At 44.2% G+C, this 18,881-nt stretch carries 11 protein-coding genes and 3 rRNA genes; 2 read left to right on the plus strand and 12 right to left on the minus strand.

Features of this window, described 5'->3' with window-relative positions; genetic code table 11:
- Positions 1-10: 10 nt before the first annotated feature.
- The gene (gene proC / locus NQ556_RS11860) at positions 11-805 is read right to left on the minus strand and encodes a pyrroline-5-carboxylate reductase (protein WP_022220831.1); all 795 of its coding nucleotides are present in this window, start codon (positions 803-805) and stop codon (positions 11-13) included.
- 300 nt (positions 806-1,105) lie between these two features.
- Here proC and NQ556_RS11865 point away from each other — a divergent pair, with 300 nt between their 5' ends.
- Complete coding sequence (locus NQ556_RS11865; protein ID WP_173686013.1) at positions 1,106-1,759, plus strand: GntR family transcriptional regulator; 654 nt, start codon at positions 1,106-1,108, stop codon at positions 1,757-1,759.
- Between the two features lie 36 nt (positions 1,760-1,795).
- Positions 1,796-2,179: a hypothetical protein gene (locus tag NQ556_RS11870; RefSeq protein WP_022220829.1), complete on the plus strand. Its 384-nt coding sequence runs from the start codon at positions 1,796-1,798 to the stop codon at positions 2,177-2,179.
- 220 nt (positions 2,180-2,399) lie between these two features.
- Here NQ556_RS11870 and NQ556_RS11875 read toward each other — a convergent pair.
- The 11 genes from NQ556_RS11875 to NQ556_RS11925 form a co-directional block, all read right to left on the minus strand.
- A 23S ribosomal RNA gene (locus NQ556_RS11875) occupies positions 2,400-5,286 on the minus strand.
- Between the two features lie 286 nt (positions 5,287-5,572).
- Positions 5,573-5,690: ribosomal RNA gene (gene rrf, locus NQ556_RS11880) — 5S ribosomal RNA — on the minus strand.
- Between the two features lie 214 nt (positions 5,691-5,904).
- A 16S ribosomal RNA gene (locus NQ556_RS11885) occupies positions 5,905-7,435 on the minus strand.
- The 16S, 23S and 5S rRNA genes sit together here, the layout of an rRNA operon.
- A gap of 646 nt (positions 7,436-8,081) precedes the next feature.
- Complete coding sequence (locus NQ556_RS11890) at positions 8,082-8,783, minus strand: hypothetical protein (protein ID WP_022220933.1); 702 nt, start codon at positions 8,781-8,783, stop codon at positions 8,082-8,084.
- 73 nt (positions 8,784-8,856) lie between these two features.
- On the minus strand, positions 8,857-10,101 hold the full coding sequence (locus NQ556_RS11895; protein WP_008368479.1) for an aminopeptidase P N-terminal domain-containing protein: 1,245 nt from the start codon (positions 10,099-10,101) through the stop codon (positions 8,857-8,859).
- Between the two features lie 25 nt (positions 10,102-10,126).
- Positions 10,127-11,611: a carboxypeptidase M32 gene (locus NQ556_RS11900; RefSeq protein WP_022220934.1), complete on the minus strand. Its 1,485-nt coding sequence runs from the start codon at positions 11,609-11,611 to the stop codon at positions 10,127-10,129.
- A gap of 103 nt (positions 11,612-11,714) precedes the next feature.
- A complete protein-coding gene (locus NQ556_RS11905) occupies positions 11,715-12,551 on the minus strand; it encodes a PRD domain-containing protein (RefSeq protein ID WP_008368484.1) in 837 nt (278 codons plus the stop codon).
- 241 nt (positions 12,552-12,792) lie between these two features.
- Positions 12,793-14,415 carry a phosphoenolpyruvate--protein phosphotransferase gene (gene ptsP / locus NQ556_RS11910; protein ID WP_204576044.1) on the minus strand — a complete coding sequence of 541 codons (1,623 nt, stop codon included), beginning with the start codon at positions 14,413-14,415 and terminating at the stop codon, positions 12,793-12,795.
- Positions 14,416-14,419: 4 nt separating this feature from the next.
- Positions 14,420-14,683 carry an HPr family phosphocarrier protein gene (locus NQ556_RS11915; RefSeq protein ID WP_008368491.1) on the minus strand — a complete coding sequence of 88 codons (264 nt, stop codon included), beginning with the start codon at positions 14,681-14,683 and terminating at the stop codon, positions 14,420-14,422.
- A 94-nt stretch (positions 14,684-14,777) separates the two neighbouring features.
- Positions 14,778-16,967 carry a PTS transporter subunit IIABC gene (locus NQ556_RS11920; protein WP_173685921.1) on the minus strand — a complete coding sequence of 730 codons (2,190 nt, stop codon included), beginning with the start codon at positions 16,965-16,967 and terminating at the stop codon, positions 14,778-14,780.
- A gap of 237 nt (positions 16,968-17,204) precedes the next feature.
- Positions 17,205-18,590 carry a sodium-dependent transporter gene (locus NQ556_RS11925; RefSeq protein WP_008368494.1) on the minus strand — a complete coding sequence of 462 codons (1,386 nt, stop codon included), beginning with the start codon at positions 18,588-18,590 and terminating at the stop codon, positions 17,205-17,207.
- Positions 18,591-18,881 lie beyond the last annotated feature (291 nt).

An 18,881-nucleotide genomic window follows, 5' to 3' on the forward strand; every position in this document is an offset into this window, starting at 1 on the left:
TATATCGTATCTACATTCCTTTTGCAACATCAACACATGCCTTCATTGCATCAATGACAGCACTTCTGAATCCGTGTTCTTCCAATACACCTACGGCTTCAATCGTTGTTCCTGCCGGTGAGCATACCATGTCTTTGAGTTCTCCCGGATGCTTTCCTGTTTCAAGAACCATCTTCGCACTTCCAAGAACTGCCTGTGCTGCAAATTTGTATGCCTGTGCTCTCGGCATTCCCTCTGCAACAGCAGCATCTGCCATTGCTTCGATAAACATAAATACATATGCCGGTGAACTTCCGCTTACTGCAACAACTGCATCCATCATATGCTCTGTCACAACTTCTACTTTACCAAATGCAGAAAGAATCTTGCATGCATAATCAAGTTCTTCTTTTGTTACATGTTCATTCGGTGTGGCAGCTGTCATACCTTCTCCAACCATAGCCGGAGTGTTCGGCATTGTACGAACAATCTTAACATCTTTTCCAAACTGTTCGGCAAGCCATGCAAGTGTCTTTCCTGGTGCGATCGTGATAATAAGCTGTTCCGGTCTTACCAGATCTTTTACTTCCTGAATGACATCTGCATAAAACTGTGGTTTTACAGAAAAAATAACAACTTCTGACTTTTCAATTACTTCTTTATTGCTATCAGTAACATTGATTCCATAAAGTTCTTTTACTTTTTCGCGACCTGGTGCAAAAAGATCTGCTCCGATGATTTCTTCCGGTTTGAATACGTTACTTTTAATAACGCCTCCCATAATTGCTCCTGCCATATTACCTGTTCCGATAAATCCTAATTTCATATTCTTTCTCCTCCTGATGAACTTAAAACCTTATACATTTTCGTTTTTAATTTGTATACAATCATTTAATTTGTATACAAATTTCTTTCTGCATTCAATGTATCACTTCCTCTGTTTAAAGTCAACATTTTCACAATAGAAAATGCCGTTTTTCGTCGAAAATACATGCACCATTGTATACAATTATCAGTCTGTACTCTTATATTAAGCGCAACTTTACATATACCTAATTTTATTTTTTACAAACCCCGTTTTAATGTGTTATACTTAATATATTCACCAGACAGAGGGGGATTTCACATGGCTGAAAAAAAGAAATCACTTGCCGATCAGGCTTATGAAATTATCAAAAATAACATTATGAATCTGACTTATCCACCAGGAATGCCTCTTACCGAAGCACTTCTGACAGAAGAGCTCGGTATGAGCCGTAATCCGGTACGCACTGCACTCAAAATGCTGCAGTCTGAAGGTCTGATCGTTACCGATTATTATAAATCCATGACTGTAAAAGAAATCACCGATAAAGATATCAATGAACTTTATCAGCTCCGCGAACTCTTAGAGGGCAGTGCATTTAAACTGATCTTTGAAGATGGAAAAGCGGAAGAATATTCCTATCGAATTGAAGAAAAAGTGGTACATATGTGTGCGGTTGCTTCCGATGTTTACAAGTGGGAGCTTGCTGATACGCAGATGCATCTGGAAATCGTCAGCATTTTCAATAATGACCGGATCACCAAATTCTATGAATCCAATTTATCAGAGCTGGTAAGAGTGGGTATGTATTCACTGAAAAACGGCATGCGGATCGTTCCAACGAATGAGAATTTGAAAAAAATGGTTAAATATATGCGTAAAAATGATTATGAGCGGGCTTTTGCAATCCTGAAAAAAGACCATTTTATGCAGGGAAAAGACAGCGCCATGAAAGAAGAACTGAAAAACGAGTAATTTTCATTTATAAGATATTAAAGGAAGTGCTAATACATGATGAAACTAGAAACTCCAATTGGAGAATTTACTACTGACTCTTATAAAATTCCTGCGGAAGACACTTTGGCTGTGTCTCCTGCAATCATTTCGTTCTCTTCTGATGATTACAAAATCATCACCATCGATCAATTTATCCAAATTAGTACAGATGTCTATACCCCTCTTTTACATCAAAATTGTATGTCTCCTGATCAAAAAACCATCTACCCACTGACTATCGAACAGCATGATTCAGACCGGATTACTCTTTCTGATCATTATCATTCTATCATTTTAGAGCTCAATAACTTACCGAATCTGCAGGTAAAGCCGTGGTATCCTGTTATTAAAAAAAAGAACTGCATACCATGTACAAATTGTGGAAGATGCAGCTGGTAGTCTGCATCTTTATTAAACAGCATGAATGACTCTTCTGCATCTTTATTAAACAGCATGAATGACTCTTCTGCATTTTTTTCCAGGCTGATCACCTCTGAGCAATAAAAAAACTGCAAACCCTTACGGTCTACAGCTCCCTTACTTTTTACATGTACCTTCAAAACCACATACAAATTTAAATCTTTACTCCATCCATTCTTCCTTACCCTGTCCTACCTTCTTGGTTATGCCCTCGACCGATTAGTAACAGTCAGCTCCATGCATTACTGCACTTCCACCTCTGCCCTATCTACCTTGTCGTCTTCAAGGGGTCTTACAACTTGCGTTGGGATATCTCATCTTGAGGGGGGCTTCACGCTTAGATGCCTTCAGCGTTTATCCCTTCCTGACTTGGCTACTCTGCCATGCTCCTGGCGGAACAACAGATACACCAGCGGTCAGTCCAGCCCGGTCCTCTCGTACTAAGGCCAGCTCCTCTCAAATATCCTACGCCCACGCCGGATAGGGACCGAACTGTCTCACGACGTTCTGAACCCAGCTCGCGTACCGCTTTAATGGGCGAACAGCCCAACCCTTGGGACCTACTTCAGCCCCAGGATGCGATGAGCCGACATCGAGGTGCCAAACCACTCCGTCGATGTGAACTCTTGGGAGTGATAAGCCTGTTATCCCCAGGGTAGCTTTTATCCGTTGAGCGATGGCAATCCCACTTTATACCACCGGATCACTAAGTCCTACTTTCGTACCTGCTCCACCCGTCGGTGTCGCAGTCAAGCTCCCTTCTGCCTTTGCACTCTTCGAATGGTTTCCAACCATTCTGAGGGAACCTTTGAGCGCCTCCGATACCCTTTCGGAGGCGACCGCCCCAGTCAAACTCCCCACCTGACATTGTCCCCCAGCCGGGTCACGGCTGCTGGTTAGAAATCCAATACTGCAAGGGTGGTATCCCAACAGCGGCTCCGCATCAACTGGCGTCAATGCTTCTTCGCCTCCCACCTATCCTGTACATACAATATCGAATCCCAGTATCAAGCTGGAGTAAAGCTCCATGGGGTCTTTCCGTCCTGGCGCAGGTAACCAGCATCTTCACTGGTATTTCAATTTCACCGGGTGCATTGTTGAGACAGTGCCCAAATCATTACGCCTTTCGTGCGGGTCGGAACTTACCCGACAAGGAATTTCGCTACCTTAGGACCGTTATAGTTACGGCCGCCGTTTACTGGGGCTTAAGTTCAAAGCTTCGCTTGCGCTAACCTCTCCCCTTAACCTTCCAGCACCGGGCAGGCGTCAGCCCATATACTTCACCTTACGGTTTTGCATAGACCTGTGTTTTTGCTAAACAGTTGCTTGGGCCAATTCTCTGCGGCCAGCTCTCACTGGCACTCCTTCTCCCGAAGTTACGGAGTCATTTTGCCGAGTTCCTTAACAATGCTTCTCCCGTCGGCCTTAGGATTCTCTCCTCACCTACCTGTGTCGGTTTACGGTACGGGTACAGTACAAACAATAGCGGCTTTTCTTGGCAGCTGGCTCACACATTTCCCTACTTCAGTTCGGTATGCATCACGTCTTCGGATTGTCACGCGGATTTGCCAGCGCGACTCCTACCTCGCTTGCCACGGGATTCCATTCCCGCTAGTGCTCTCCCTCTGCGTCCCCACAGTTCTGTTATACTGCAGTACAGGAATTTCAACCTGTTGTCCATCGGCTACGTCTTTCGACCTCACCTTAGGCCCCGACTTACCCAGAGCAGATCAGCTTTACTCTGGAAACCTTGGGTATTCGGCCGGAAGGATTCTCACCTTCCTCTCGCTACTCATTCCGGCATTCTCTCTTCTTAAAAGTCCACAGCTCCTTCCGGTACTGCTTCTTCCCTTTAAGAATGCTCCTCTACCAATTAACTACGTTAATTCCTGAGCTTCGGTAGTGTGTTTCAGCCCCGGACATTTTCGGCGCAGGACCTCTCGACCAGTGAGCTATTACGCACTCTTTTAATGTATGGCTGCTTCTAAGCCAACATCCTGGTTGTCTTTGAAATCCCACATCCTTTTCCACTTAACACACATTTTGGGACCTTAGCTGCAGGTCTGGGCTCTTTCCCTTTTGACTGCCCAACTTATCTCGTGCAGTCTGACTCCCATGAATCATCTTACTGGCATTCGGAGTTTGATATCCTTTGGTAAGCTTTGACGCCCCCGCGGGAATTCAGTGCTCTACCTCCAAAAGACTCTCATGAGGCTAGCCCTAAAGCTATTTCGAGGAGAACCAGCTATCTCCGGGTTCGATTGGAATTTCTCCCCTATCCACACCTCATCCCCACCCTTTTCAACGGATGTGGGTTCGGACCTCCATTGCCTTTTACGGCAACTTCATCCTGGACATGGATAGATCACCCGGTTTCGGGTCTACTCCATCTGACTTAACGCCCTATTAAGACTTGTTTTCACTTCGGCTCCATTCCTTAAGAACTTAACCTCGCCAGATGGCGTAACTCGCCGGACCGTTCTACAAAAAGTACGCGGTTCATCATATATAGATGTTCCACAGCTTGTAAACACAGGGTTTCAGGTTCTCTTTCACTCCCCTCCCGGGGTCCTTTTCACCTTTCCTTCACAGTACTATGCGCTATCGGTCACTAAGGAGTATTTAGCCTTACGGGGTGGTCCCCGCTCATTCCCACAAGGTTTCTCGTGTCTCGTGGTACTCTGGATCCCGCCTTGCTGACTCGTCTTTCGCTTACGGGGCTTTCACCCTCTCTGGCTGGCTTTCCCAAAACCATTCTGCTAAACTTATCAGATCAATTACGCGGTCCGAACCCCGGAATGCACGCATTCCGGTTTGGGCTCTTCCGTTTTCGCTCGCCGCTACTCACAGAATCACTTGTTGTTTTCTCTTCCTCCGGCTACTTAGATGTTTCAGTTCACCGGGTTCCCTTCCATACGTTATGGATTGGCGTATGGATGACTGGAGTCTGTCCAGCCGGGTTTCCCCATTCAGATATCTCCGGATCATCGGATATTTGCTCCTCCCCGAAGCTTTTCGCAGCTTATCACGTCTTTCATCGGCTCTTAGTGCCAAGGCATCCACCCTGCGCTCTTTCTAGCATAACCAACTCCCTTCTCCCACGGGAATGGGATCCGGTTACACATGCATAGCGTTGCATGCGTTGGTATTTCAGGTCGTTTTTTTACTTCGTTTTCTCGAAGATGTAAGTTAATCATTACCTTGCGGTGATGATCACCTCGGATGTCTTTCTCTATTTGAGAATTGATTTATTTTTGTATGCAGTTTTCAATGTACATGTCTGACTGATGTTTATCAGTCATCAGAAACCAAAATCCTTTTTAATCTCTGATCACTGGTAAAAATCAATTTCTATTTAATTCACCTTTTATAATCTGGCGGCCACCTGCTCTCCCACACCGTCTCCAGTGCAGTACCATCGGCCGATCAGGTCTTAACCATCGTGTTCGGGATGGGAACGGGTGTGTCCCCTGACCGCATCGCCACCAGAAGCATTGAGTTATACTCCGTGAGTGCAGTCTCTCTCTTCACCCTCAATTCCGCTTTACTTCATTTCGGGCTATGTTCAATTCTTCATATACATCCCGTCTGCCATATGCGCTCACGGAAGCAAGCTTCCATCGCACCTCTGTCATCCAGTCTGTGCACTCACTCATTGATAACTAAGCAATAGACAACATTCTTCCTTACTTCTTCTTCCTTAGAAAGGAGGTGATCCAGCCGCACCTTCCGATACGGCTACCTTGTTACGACTTCACCCCAGTTATCGGTCCCACCTTCGGCAGCTCCCTCCTTACGGTTGGGTCACTGACTTCGGGCGTTACCAACTCCCATGGTGTGACGGGCGGTGTGTACAAGACCCGGGAACGTATTCACCGCGACATGCTGATTCGCGATTACTAGCGATTCCAGCTTCATGTAGTCGAGTTGCAGACTACAATCCGAACTGAGACGTTATTTTTGAGATTTGCTTACCCTCGCAGGCTCGCTTCCCTTTGTTTACGCCATTGTAGCACGTGTGTAGCCCTGCTCATAAGGGGCATGATGATTTGACGTCATCCCCACCTTCCTCCAGGTTATCCCTGGCAGTCTCTCCAGAGTGCCCATCCGAATTGCTGGCTACTGAAGATAAGGGTTGCGCTCGTTGCGGGACTTAACCCAACATCTCACGACACGAGCTGACGACAACCATGCACCACCTGTCACCGGTGTTCCGAAGAAAAGGCGTCATTACACGCCGGTCACCGGGATGTCAAGAGCAGGTAAGGTTCTTCGCGTTGCTTCGAATTAAACCACATGCTCCACCGCTTGTGCGGGTCCCCGTCAATTCCTTTGAGTTTCATTCTTGCGAACGTACTCCCCAGGTGGACTACTTATTGCGTTTGCTGCGGCACCGAAGAGCTTTGCTCCCCGACACCTAGTAGTCATCGTTTACGGCGTGGACTACCAGGGTATCTAATCCTGTTTGCTCCCCACGCTTTCGAGCCTCAACGTCAGTCATCGTCCAGTAAGCCGCCTTCGCCACTGGTGTTCCTCCCAATATCTACGCATTTCACCGCTACACTGGGAATTCCACTTACCTCTCCGACACTCTAGCTGCATAGTTTCCAAAGCAGTCCCGGGGTTGAGCCCCGGGCTTTCACTTCAGACTTACACAGCCGTCTACGCTCCCTTTACACCCAGTAAATCCGGATAACGCTTGCACCATACGTATTACCGCGGCTGCTGGCACGTATTTAGCCGGTGCTTCTTAGTCAGGTACCGTCATTTTCTTCCCTGCTGATAGAGCTTTACATACCGAAATACTTCTTCGCTCACGCGGCGTCGCTGCATCAGGGTTTCCCCCATTGTGCAATATTCCCCACTGCTGCCTCCCGTAGGAGTTTGGGCCGTGTCTCAGTCCCAATGTGGCCGGTCACCCTCTCAGGTCGGCTACTGATCGTTGGCTTGGTAGGCCGTTACCCCACCAACTACCTAATCAGACGCGGGTCCATCTCATACCACCGGAGTTTTTCCCACCGAGCCATGCGGCTCTGTGGTCTTATGCGGTATTAGCAGTCATTTCTAACTGTTATCCCCCTGTATGAGGCAGGTTACCCACGCGTTACTCACCCGTCCGCCACTCAGTCACAAATCTCTTCATCCGAAGAATCAAAGATAAGTGCTTCGTTCGACTTGCATGTGTTAAGCACGCCGCCAGCGTTCATCCTGAGCCAGGATCAAACTCTCGTTAAAAATGTTTGTATCCGGGTCAGAATCGCTTGGCAATTCTGTTCCTGTTTACTGTTCTGCTTCGACATCTTTCGATGTCCGTTCTTGAAAAATCTCTTTAAAGAATTTTCAGGGTTTGTTGTCTATTGTTCAGTTATCAATGTTCTTTGTTATTGCCGTTTCATGCGACAGCTTTTATATTATATCAAAGCGTTTCATGTTTGTCAACAACTTTTTTATTTCTTTTTTTGCTGTTGTGAAGAACTCCCTCACGCGACAGCTTTAATAGAATAGCATATTCATCAAGGCTTGTCAACAGCTTTTTGATTTCTTTTTGCAATTTACTTTTTTCAAAGTTTTCGTCTGAATATTCCCATACTCATGCTCGAATTTTTATGCAAAACTTTTTATTTTTCATCCGCTCCGCCTCTGCATGCCACTCCTTAGTCTCTGTCTCGACCAGCGAACATATGGTATCTTACCACGGCTTTCCTGAATTGTCAATGTTGTTTTTATATTTTGCGCAATTCAGAATATTCTGACATCAATTCAACATGCTTTTGCGAATGGCACGGCTGAACATCCCCTTCCATTTGCCTTTCCATTTCCTTTTTCATTTCACATTTACAAAAAGCAGCCGTACCAAAACTCTGATACAACTGCTTGTATTTTAAAACATTGATTTCATTTTAATTATCAGATATATGGTTGCAAAAACTGCAAACAGATACACACACCCAATAATTACAGAACTCTTTTTCCCTCTTCCCCATTTTTCCGTTGCAAGATACATTGCATCCAACACATCAAACAGAAAGAAAAACTGGAATACCGTATGTACAACTGCTTCGGCAAACCCTATTTTCCCACTTTTATAGGTCATACGGATCACCTGGATCCCATAAAAGCTTCCCGGTAAAATAGCAAGCCATGTTGCACCAACCGAAAAAACGACTGCTACAATCAGCCACGGCAGCAATACCGGAGCAAAGATTATCGCGGCTCCCCGGCTTCCTACCAGCACTGCCATACTTATGAAAAAATAATAAATGAACAGAACCAGAAAATTCACACAGAAAAAAACAACCAGCCCATATTTATGGATCAGCATGCGGTTCACGCATTCAATCGGATTTCCCGTTTTGTATATCTTAAATGACTGTCCAATATTTATGATTCCCACAACTGCCACAAGTCCCCAATAAAAAAACAGTGGAAGAAACACAATCATCAACGTTAATCCGATATGCCCCTCCTGTATTTTATCCAGCAGTCCCGTAACAAGAATAAGATATACATATGCAAGTGGTACACATAAAGTTAATAGTATTACATAAAGAAATGTACTTTTCCGTGATTTTCTATTTTCCATATCCTGGCTCTCCATATTTCAGGAAAAGGGAATCGTAATTTTCTATACAGCTCCCCCTTTCCCTGTTTTCTATTTATCTGCGTCCCATAAATGCTTCAATCTCATCGATCTGTCTCGGAATTGCTCTTGACAGATTTTCACATCCGTCTTCTGTGATCAGGCAATTATCTTCCAGACGGAATCCAATGCCCCATTCTTCATGGTAAACACCGATATCTACACAGAATACAACACCCGGTACAGCAAGTCCGCTTCCTTCTACCACGTCATGTACATCAAATCCAACATGATGTGCTCCACCGTGCCACATGTAAGTCCCAATATCTTCAAAATTTTTGCATACTCCTGCTTCTTTTAACTGTTCAAATGTATATTTACGGATGATCTTATCCACATCCAGAAGCGGTACACCCGGTTTCAGTGTACTGAACATATATTCTGAAGTATTGTAAATGCACTCATAAAGCAATTTCTGACGGTCATTAAATCTTCCATTGCACGGAAATGCCCTGGATACATCGTTGATCTCATAATCCCATACAGCACCAACGTCATTCAGGATCATATCTCCATCCTGTGCCTGTCCGCGATAATCATAGTAATGAATTTTAAAGTTGTTCTTTCCTGATGAAATGATAGACGGAAATCCTGGTGAAAGCACTCCCCTCTGAGCCAGTGCATAATCAAATTCTGCTTTATACTGGTATTCGTACATTCCCGGTTTAGATGTTTTCATCATTGCTTCGATTCCGGCCTTTGTGATCGTTTCCGCTTTCTTCATTGCCTCAATCTCACATGGTTTCTTGATCAGGCGAAGCTGTTTCATGATCGGATGAAGGTTACCAAGTCCAACAAACGGAGCATGTTCTTTCAGATACTTGCCAAGGCGGTATGCTTCTACTGCCGGCGTATTTTCATAAACCTTGTCAAAATCAAGATAAACTTTCTTAACATTGCCAGAAAATAATTGTCTGGAAAGATCATTCCGGAATGCTGCCACATATTTGTAATTCGTAATTCCGGAAAGTTCTTTTGCTTCCTCTTCTTTTATACGTCTTCCGGTCCAGCGTTCTGCAAATGCATCCGGTGGAAGAAGATACAGAGTTTCTTCAATTGTTCCCTCTCCGACATAAGTCATCAGTACAATATTTTCCTGCTCAATTCCTGTCAGATACAAAAAGTTACGATTTGTAAAAAACGGATAATTCTCATCATTGGTCTTGATCGGTGCATGTCCGCTGAATACAACCACCAAAGATCCCGCTTCAAGTTTCTGATACAGGCTCTTACGATTTCCTGCGTAAAATTCTTTATTCATTGGTCAATCCTCCTGCCCTCTGCGCTTAGTGTAAATATTTTTCTTTCAGATATTCAATATAATAACCGGTATTCAGCTCTTCTCCTGTTGCTTTTTTGAGCATCTCGCGCGTAGAATAGGTCTGTCCGTACTGGTGAATATGTTCTTTTAACCAGTTTCCAATTACAGATGAATCTCCTTTTCCCAGCTTTTCAAATGCATCCGGGCAATCAGCAAGAAGCTTATGAGCAAACTGTGCTGCGTAAGCATCTCCAAGTGCATATCCCTGAAAATATCCTACACATCCTGAAGCCCAGTGCACATCCTGCAGGATTCCTTCCTGATGATTCTTTGGAGTAAATCCCAGATATTCCTGATATTTTCTGTTCCATGCTTCTTCAATTGTATCCACTGTCAGTTTTCCATCGAAATATTCTTTTTCAATTTCGTAACGGATGATGATATGCAGGGTATTGGTAAGCTCATCCGCTTTCAGACGGATCAGTCCCGGTTTTACTTTATTGAGTGCCGCAAGGAATGTATCCAGAGAAATCTCTTTGTATTTTGGCACTTCCTTCTGCAGATATGGGTACAGGTTCTCCCAGAATTCTCTGGTTCTTCCTACATGATTCTCGTAGAATCTGGACTGGGATTCATGCATTGCACCTTCAATTCCGCCCCAGAGTCCGCTTTCTGCAACCTCATCGTTCGCATTATAATTATAGAGTCCGTGTCCGGTCTCATGAACCACTGCCAGAATCGCATGGATCAGCTCATCACAGTTTGTGGATGGTCTGGAATCACGAGGTCCGGTGCAGACACATACCGGATGATGGATCTCAAATAAAGTACTCTTATCTTTATCAAGTCCCAGAATCTCCTGCGCTTTCTTCACAATACGAAGTACTGTATCATGATCTGCTTCACATTCCAGAATGGAATCATCAATCTTACTCTGTTCTTCTCTTACCGCATTTAAAATTTCGCAGACAGCATCTTTGATTTTTGCCAAAATTGCATCAATCTCTTCCAGACGATAATCCTTATCAAACCGGTTCACCAGAACCTGATATGGTTTTTCATCCGGATTGATTGCTGTTGCTATCTTCTCCTGTAAATCAAACTGTTTTTTCAGTACCGGCTTAAAGCTTTCAAAATCATCTGCCTCATAGCATTTTCCCCATGCCAGCTGTCCATCTGCATTTGCCTGATTCAATTCTCCCTGCAGGCTTGCCGGAATCTGTACTGCTTCTTTATACTTTCCGATCAGATAACGTACCATACCTTTGTCTGTATCTGAATCAAAAGCCGTCTCTCCTTCCAGTGACTCTACCAGTTCTTTTGTCTCTTTGCTCGTCAGTTTCTCATTCGAAAGCTCTGTCAGATATGCTCCGACTTTCCCTTCATAATCAAATCCATCCTTCGGGCAGTTATTCCATCTGTCATAGTAAATAATATTATCCATACACTCCAGATAACGGAGTTTCACAACAATATTCTTCACCTTTTCCATCTGTTCTTTTGTAGCCATTACCGTACCAACCTTTCTCCTTAGACTAATGTTCAAACTTTGGTCCGATTATACCATTTGTTTCTCCGTAGTGTCAATCTTTTGGCAAAAGCCGGTTCCTCTGTTATGCCTTTATTTCTTCACTGTAGATTCGTTCGATATGCATTGCCAGATACCCGATTTCCATCTCATCAAGTTCTTTTCCAATACTCTTTCCGAGCATATCGCAGACTTTTTTTGCAGTCATATACGCTTCCGGAAATTTGGATTCTATATATTCATTCATATTGATACGAAGATCCTCCCCCGTCATAGCACGTGCTACCATATATTTGATATGGTTCATCAGACGATTATAGGAAAGCGAGATCACATCGATCTTTTTTCCTGTTTCTTTTTCGATCATCTCAATACATTCTCTCACTGCACGGGCCGTCTGCATTGCCACAGACACTTTTTCATCCTCGATTGCTGAATGAATGTGAAGTGCCACGTATCCGATTTCATGCTCATCGATCGTGATCTGCATTCTCTTCTGCAAAATATCTCTGAGCACGGATGCTGCTTGAAATTCATTATGAAAAAGTACTCTGATATCATCTGTCAGTGGATTGCTGATCTGCTCCTGATTCCGGATTCGCGAAACAGCAAAGGAGATATGATCTGCCAGCGGGATCATGATCCGGCGGTCTACTTTCCCAAAAACTTTTTCTGCTTCCCGGATCACCTCATCTGCGATTTCCAGAAATTCCGGATCCATCTCCTGCACCAGAGATTTGGCAGATCCTCTGTCTGTCTGTTCGGTCAGGCGGTAAGTTGCTGTATCTTCTGTCACTTCAAAACGCTGACTGACCTTCTTTCCAAAGCCAATTCCTTTACCGAGAAGAACGTATTCCTGGTTATCCTCTGTATTGATTGCGATCACGCCATTATTATTCAAAATTTTGCTTACTCTGTACATATCTGATTCCCCCGAAGACGAGTTTTAAGTTCTGATTTTATCCTAGCAGAGAATGAGGGGAAAGTCAAAAAAAGGTTGAGAAAAAGGGAACGCAAATTTGGCTGTTTTCTGACGGGTGTGAAATAGCTTCCGCAAAAAACAAATAAAAGCAGAACGGGGCTGTTGCACGATGAATCGTGCTTAGCCCCGTAAGTTTGTTTGATGTTTTCGATGTGATTATCACAAAATCTGTGAATAGATTTTATTTGGTTTCCCGGATCTTCTTTCTGAGCGGAAGTACCATTGCAGGGGATACGGATAATTCGTCTAATCCCATGCTTAAGAATTCTTCGGTCAGTTCGAGGTCAGCTCCGAGTTCGCCGCAGATTCCGATCCATTTGCCTTCTGCGTGGGCATTTTCGGCTGCCATGCGGATCATTGCAAGGACTGCCGGGTGGTGCGGATCGTAGAAGGCATCCAGCTTCTGGTTCTGACGGTCGATTGCCAGCGTGTACTGGGTCAGATCATTGGTCCCTACGCTGAAGAAATCCACTTCTTTTGCAAGCTCACGGCTCATCATAACGGCAGCCGGTGTCTCAATCATGATTCCCAGTTCCACATCCTCACGGAACGGGATCTGTGCCTCACGAAGCTCTTCTTTGACCTCCTCGATGATCACCTTGATCTGCTTCACTTCTTTTACCGAAATGATCATCGGGAACATAATGGCGATCTGTCCATAAGCAGATGCCCGGTACAGGGCACGAAGCTGGGTCTTGAAGATCTCCGGTCTTGTCAGGCAGATACGGATTGCCCGGTATCCCAGTGCCGGGTTCTCTTCTTTGTCAAGTCCAAAGTAATCCACCTGCTTGTCTGCTCCGATATCCAGGGTACGGATAATGACCTTTTTGCCTGCCATATTTTCTGCAACCTGTTTGTATACCTGGAACTGCTGTTCTTCGGTCGGGAAATCTTCGCTTTCCAGATACAGGAACTCACTTCGGAAAAGTCCGATCCCTCCTGCATCATTTTTAAGTACGGCGCCCACATCGGAAAGATTACCGATATTCGCATAGACATTGATCTTCTGTCCGGAAAGGGTGACATTCTCTTTGCCCTTCAGTTCTTCCAGAAGTGTTTTCTGTCTGCGGTCTTCTTCGCGCTTTTCAGTCATGGCCTTCATGGTCTCTTCATCCGGATCAATGTAGATGGTCCCGGTAAAGCCGTCGATGGCTGCCATATGTCCGTCATATTCTTTTGCAAGCCCTTCTCCCAGACCAATAACGGCCGGGATGTTCATGGTCCTTGCAAGGATTGCCGTATGGGAATTTGCTGATCCGTACATGGTTGCAAATGCAAGCACTTTGGACTTGTCAAGCTGAACAGTCTCACTCGGTACCAGATCATCTGCTGCCACGATCACCGGTTCATCTGCCACAACACCACTTTCCCCGGCATCCGAAAGGATACCGAGAAGTCGGTCCGATACATCTTTTACATCGGCCGCACGTCCCTGCATGTAAGCATCATCCATAGATGCAAACATCTGGGAGAAGTTATCTCCTGTTGTCGCAACAGCATACTCTGCGTTGACTTCCTGGGTGGTAATAATATTCTTAATCGAATCCACATAATCCAGATCCATCAGCATCATCTGATGTACTTCAAAAATTGCCGCATTGGCTTCTCCTACATCTTCCATTGCCTTGTCATACAACTCACCGAGCTGTGCGATCGCAGTCTCCTGGGCATCCTCAAAACGTGCCGCCTCTGCTTCGGTATCCTCTACATGATACCGTCTTACCTGCTTTTCCTGTCTTTTATAGAAAGCAATCTTCCCGATGGCTACGCCACCAAAAACACTTTTACCACTTAGTGTAATCATAATCCTACAGATTCTCCTCTAATACTTTCTGGATTTCGGCGATTGCGTCTTCTTCGTCTTCGCCTTCAGCTGTGATGATAACCTCATTTCCTTTTTTTACGCCAAGACTCATAACTGCCATAATGCTCTTTGCATTGACTTCACGTGTATCTCCTGCTTTTTTGATCTTAATATCTGAAGTTTTTTTCGCAATTGCTTTTACCAGAATTCCTGCCGGTCTTGCGTGGATTCCCTGTGCATCTGTTACTACATACTTAAATTCTTTCATGATAAATTCTCCTCGTCTTTTTCTTTCATTTTTAGTTTACTTTTTTTACAGCGTTTTGCTTGCCAAAGCGCCGCCATTATTAAAACAGCTTTCGCTATTCTACTGTATCTACAGCAAATAGTGGATCGCCGGCTTTAACTTCTCCCGTTGCAAGGAGACGTACTTTCTGATTCTCTCCCAGTTCTGTACAAAGTACCGGTGAACAAAGAGACGGTGCATGCGAAGTCAGGAATGGAATATCGATCTTCATAAGCGGATCCCCCTTCTTCACTTTCTGACCATTTTCTACAAATACTTCAAATCCTTCACCGTTCAGAGATACGGTATCAATACCGATGTGAAGCAGCATGCCAAGTCCGCTTTCTGTCTGGAACCCAAGTGCATGCTTTGTTTCAAATACGAAAAGCACTTCTCCATCTTCCGGTGCGCAGATCACAGCATCTTCCGGTGTAACAACAGCTCCGTCACCCATCATTTTTCCTGCAAATCCTTCATCCGGACAGGTTGTAATATCGCCTGCCATACCGGTGATCGGACTGGATACAACAATTGTATTTACCACTTTTTCCTGGGTTTCATTATTTTCATTTACAGTATCTGTATTTTCTTCAACTGAATTCTCTTCTGACACAGCAGCGCTCTCATAATATTCATCCGGAGCTGTTTCCAGATAATCTTCCAGTTTAGACTTAATCACAGTTACCTGCGGACCATAAATGATCTGGACACCCTGTCCCTTTTTCACGATTCCTCTGGAACCTGTTGTCTTGATGATCTCATCATTTACGCGGGCTGCGTCATGAACTGTGATACGAAGTCTTGTTGCACAACAATCCACATCACTGATATTTTTCTTTCCGCCAAGCCCCTGTGTGATTGCCTCACTTACCGAATCTGCGGTCCCTGTATTCCCTGCTGTTTCTTTTCCTGCTTCTTTTCTGGCATTTACATCTGCCTTTGTATATAATTTTGTCTCTGTATCATCATCTTCACGTCCCGGTGTCTTGAAGTTAAACTTTTTGATCAGGAAACTGAAGATAAAGTAATACAGGAAGAAATAAATAATTCCAACCGGAATGATCCGAAGCCAGCTTGTCTTTGCATTTCCCTGCAGGATACCGAAAAGGAACAGATCCAGAAAACCACCAGAGAAGGTAAGTCCTACTGCTATATTCAGGATATGCGCGATCATGTAAGCAGAACCTGCAAGCACTACCTGTACAGCAAAAAGTGCCGGTGCAACAAAAAGAAATGAGAATTCCAGCGGCTCTGTAATACCCGTCATCATGCAGGCAAGTGTTGCAGAAAGTAGAAGTCCTCCTGCCTGTTTTTTCTTTTCCGGTTTTGCACAGCGGTACATCGCAAGTGCCGCTCCCGGAAGTCCGAAGATCATAAAGATAAATTCACCTGAGAAATATCTGGTCGCATCTGCGCTGAAATGTGCGATATTTGCAGAATCAGCAAGCTGTGCAAAGAAGATGTTCTGTCCTCCCTGTACCATCTGTCCCGCAACTTCCATTGTTCCACCGACTGCTGTCTGCCAGAATGGCATGTAAAATACGTGATGAAGTCCGAACGGAATCAAAGCCCTCTTAATAATACCAAAAATCAGGGTTCCCAGATATCCGCTTCCGGTTACCAGTCCGCCAAGTGCATAAATTCCATTCTGTACAACCGGCCAGGCAAAATACATTCCAATCCCAACAAACATGTACACCAGTGTAGAAATGATCGGAACAAATCTGGATCCTCCGAAGAATGATAACGCATTTGGAAGAACGATTTTGTGAAAACGGTTATGCAGAGCAGCAACACCAAGTCCTACAATAATACCACCAAACACACCCATCTGTAAGGACTGGATTCCGCAAACAGAAGTGATGGTTCCTTCCAGTACATTCGAAGCGATCGTTCCATCTGCGGTAATCTCTCCTGTGATCACAAGCATTGCATTGATTGCAACATTCATAACAAAGAATGCGATCAATGCAGAAAGTGCCGCTACTTCTTTTTCTTTCTTTGCCATACCGATTGCAACTCCAACCGCGAAAATCAGTGGCAGGTTGTCAAATACAGCACTTCCTACTTTGTTCATGATAATGAGTAACGAATTCAGGATGGTTCCGTCTCCTAAAATTTTCTCCAGACCATAAGTCTGGATTGTGGTAGCATTGGTAAACGAGCTACCGAATCCCAGCAGCAGACCCGCTACCGGAAGAATCGCGATTGGAAGCATGAAGGATCTTCCTACTCGCTGCAATACGCCAAAAATTTTGTCTTTCATTGCATGTACTCCTTTTCCTCAAGAAATTTTAATTACCTGGCTTATGCCTATGATATTATTTTCTTTCGTGGAAGCCTTTTATCCGAATTTTTGACGCAAAAAAGGCACTAACCCCACACAAATATCAAAATAATATCTATGTATGGTTAATGCCTGCCGTACAGTTACACACCAAAATCTGTAACTTACAATAATTTATTTTCCACTAAATGTCAAGCCTTTTCTGAAATTTTCTTTTTATAATCCTACGGACTGCACTAAAAGAATCAGAAGCATCAACGGTGCAATTACCTTGATCATTGCAACATAAAGCTTTTCTCTGCCAAACCTGTATCCGCCAAGTGTCACTTCATCGATGATCACTTTTGGTTTTACAACCCATCCGATCAGAATACAGGTAAGCAGTGCCACCATCGGCATCAGACAGTTATTGCTGATATAATCCATCACGTCCAGAATCTGCGCTACCGTGCCGTTCGGAAGTTTCAGTTCGAAATAAAGCTTGTTGTATCCAAGACATACGATCACACCAACGATCATTCCATATAAAGTAGTCAGGATCGTTCCTTTTTTTCTGGATACATGGAATTTATCCATCATGCTTGATACAATTGCCTCCATAACAGATACAGAAGAAGTAACCGCTGCAAAAGATACCATCAGAAAGAATACAATTCCTACCAACACTCCTGCTGCCCCCATTGCTTTAAATACTTTTGGCAGAGATACAAACATCAGTCCCGGTCCTGCAGACATTCCTTCGGTTCCCATAAAAGTATAAACAGCCGGAATGATCATAAGTCCTGCCAGAAGCGCTACAAGCGTATCAAAAAACTCAATCTGGTTGATCGACTTCATCAGATTGGTCTCTTTCTTCGCATAGGATCCGTAAGTAACCATAATTCCCATCGCCACGCTGATCGAGAAGAAAAGCTGTCCCAATGCATCCATCACAACCGAAAGGAAACTTTTAACCGTCATCCCTCTAAAATTCGGGATCAGGTAAATCGCCAGTCCCTGCATACCGGTTCTTGTCACTCCATCTGCATTTGTATGTTTCAGGGTAAGGGAAAATACAGAAATTCCCGCAATCAGTACAAACAGGATCGGCATCAGAATCTTACTGTATTTTTCAATTCCTTTATTTACTCCTTTATAAACAACCATTGCCGTAATAAACACATAGATCAGCATCCATATGATCGGCTGTCCGACCTGTGTAATATAGCCTGTAAAATATCCGTCTTCTGCTGCCTGCGCCCCATGACCTGTGAGAAATGCCGACAAATATTTGAGTACCCATCCACCAATCGAGCAATAATATGGAAGAATGATAACCGGTACTGCACATGCAAGCACACCGATTCCTCCCCATCCTTTATGCATCTGTTCATATGCAGTAAGCGGACTCTGTCCTGTCTTACGTCCGATCGCGATCTCTGTTGTCAGCAACGTAAACCCAAAGGTAAGTGCCAGTACCACATAGCACAGAATAAACACTCCGCCTCCACCTTTTGCTGCCAGATACGGGAATCTCCAGATGTTCCCCAGCCCGACTGCACTTCCCGCAGCCGCCAGCACGAATCCGATCGAGCCGGTAAAATTACTCCTCTTCTTTTCCATCTTTTCTACACTCCTTTTACAGTGGTGTCTCCATACACACCATCTCCAGCTTTTTAATAATATGATGTGAGTGTCAATAAGTATCAATTGCTTATTTGTGCGAGCACAAACGCAATTGATACTTTTGACACTTACATCATAATATAGAAATTATATTTTCCTATAAGCCAAAAACACCTCCGCCGTATGGCGAAGGTCCCTTCTTTAGCTTTCTTCTTATTTTAACAATCGGATATGGGAAAGTCAATGGAAGTATTTTACTCATTTTCTTGATCTTTTTTACACTGGGGC

It is taken from the genome of Coprococcus comes ATCC 27758 (genome assembly GCF_025149785.1).
GTDB classification, from domain to species: domain Bacteria; phylum Bacillota; class Clostridia; order Lachnospirales; family Lachnospiraceae; genus Allocoprococcus; species Allocoprococcus comes.

What these genes read in the sequence shown, in the direction of transcription:
- proC (WP_022220831.1), bottom strand. Translation starts at nt 805, where the DNA reads ATGAAATTAGGATTTATCGGAACAGGTAATATGGCAGGAGCAATTATG.
- NQ556_RS11895 (WP_008368479.1), bottom strand. Translation starts at nt 10,101, where the DNA reads ATGAATAAAGAATTTTACGCAGGAAATCGTAAGAGCCTGTATCAGAAA.
- NQ556_RS11905 (WP_008368484.1), bottom strand. Translation starts at nt 12,551, where the DNA reads ATGTACAGAGTAAGCAAAATTTTGAATAATAATGGCGTGATCGCAATC.
- NQ556_RS11915 (WP_008368491.1), bottom strand. Translation starts at nt 14,683, where the DNA reads ATGAAAGAATTTAAGTATGTAGTAACAGATGCACAGGGAATCCACGCA.
- NQ556_RS11925 (WP_008368494.1), bottom strand. Translation starts at nt 18,590, where the DNA reads ATGGAAAAGAAGAGGAGTAATTTTACCGGCTCGATCGGATTCGTGCTG.
- NQ556_RS11865 (WP_173686013.1), top strand. Translation starts at nt 1,106, where the DNA reads ATGGCTGAAAAAAAGAAATCACTTGCCGATCAGGCTTATGAAATTATC.
- NQ556_RS11920 (WP_173685921.1), bottom strand. Translation starts at nt 16,967, where the DNA reads ATGAAAGACAAAATTTTTGGCGTATTGCAGCGAGTAGGAAGATCCTTC.
- NQ556_RS11890 (WP_022220933.1), bottom strand. Translation starts at nt 8,783, where the DNA reads ATGGAAAATAGAAAATCACGGAAAAGTACATTTCTTTATGTAATACTA.
- NQ556_RS11870 (WP_022220829.1), top strand. Translation starts at nt 1,796, where the DNA reads ATGATGAAACTAGAAACTCCAATTGGAGAATTTACTACTGACTCTTAT.
- ptsP (WP_204576044.1), bottom strand. Translation starts at nt 14,415, where the DNA reads ATGATTACACTAAGTGGTAAAAGTGTTTTTGGTGGCGTAGCCATCGGG.
- NQ556_RS11900 (WP_022220934.1), bottom strand. Translation starts at nt 11,611, where the DNA reads ATGGCTACAAAAGAACAGATGGAAAAGGTGAAGAATATTGTTGTGAAA.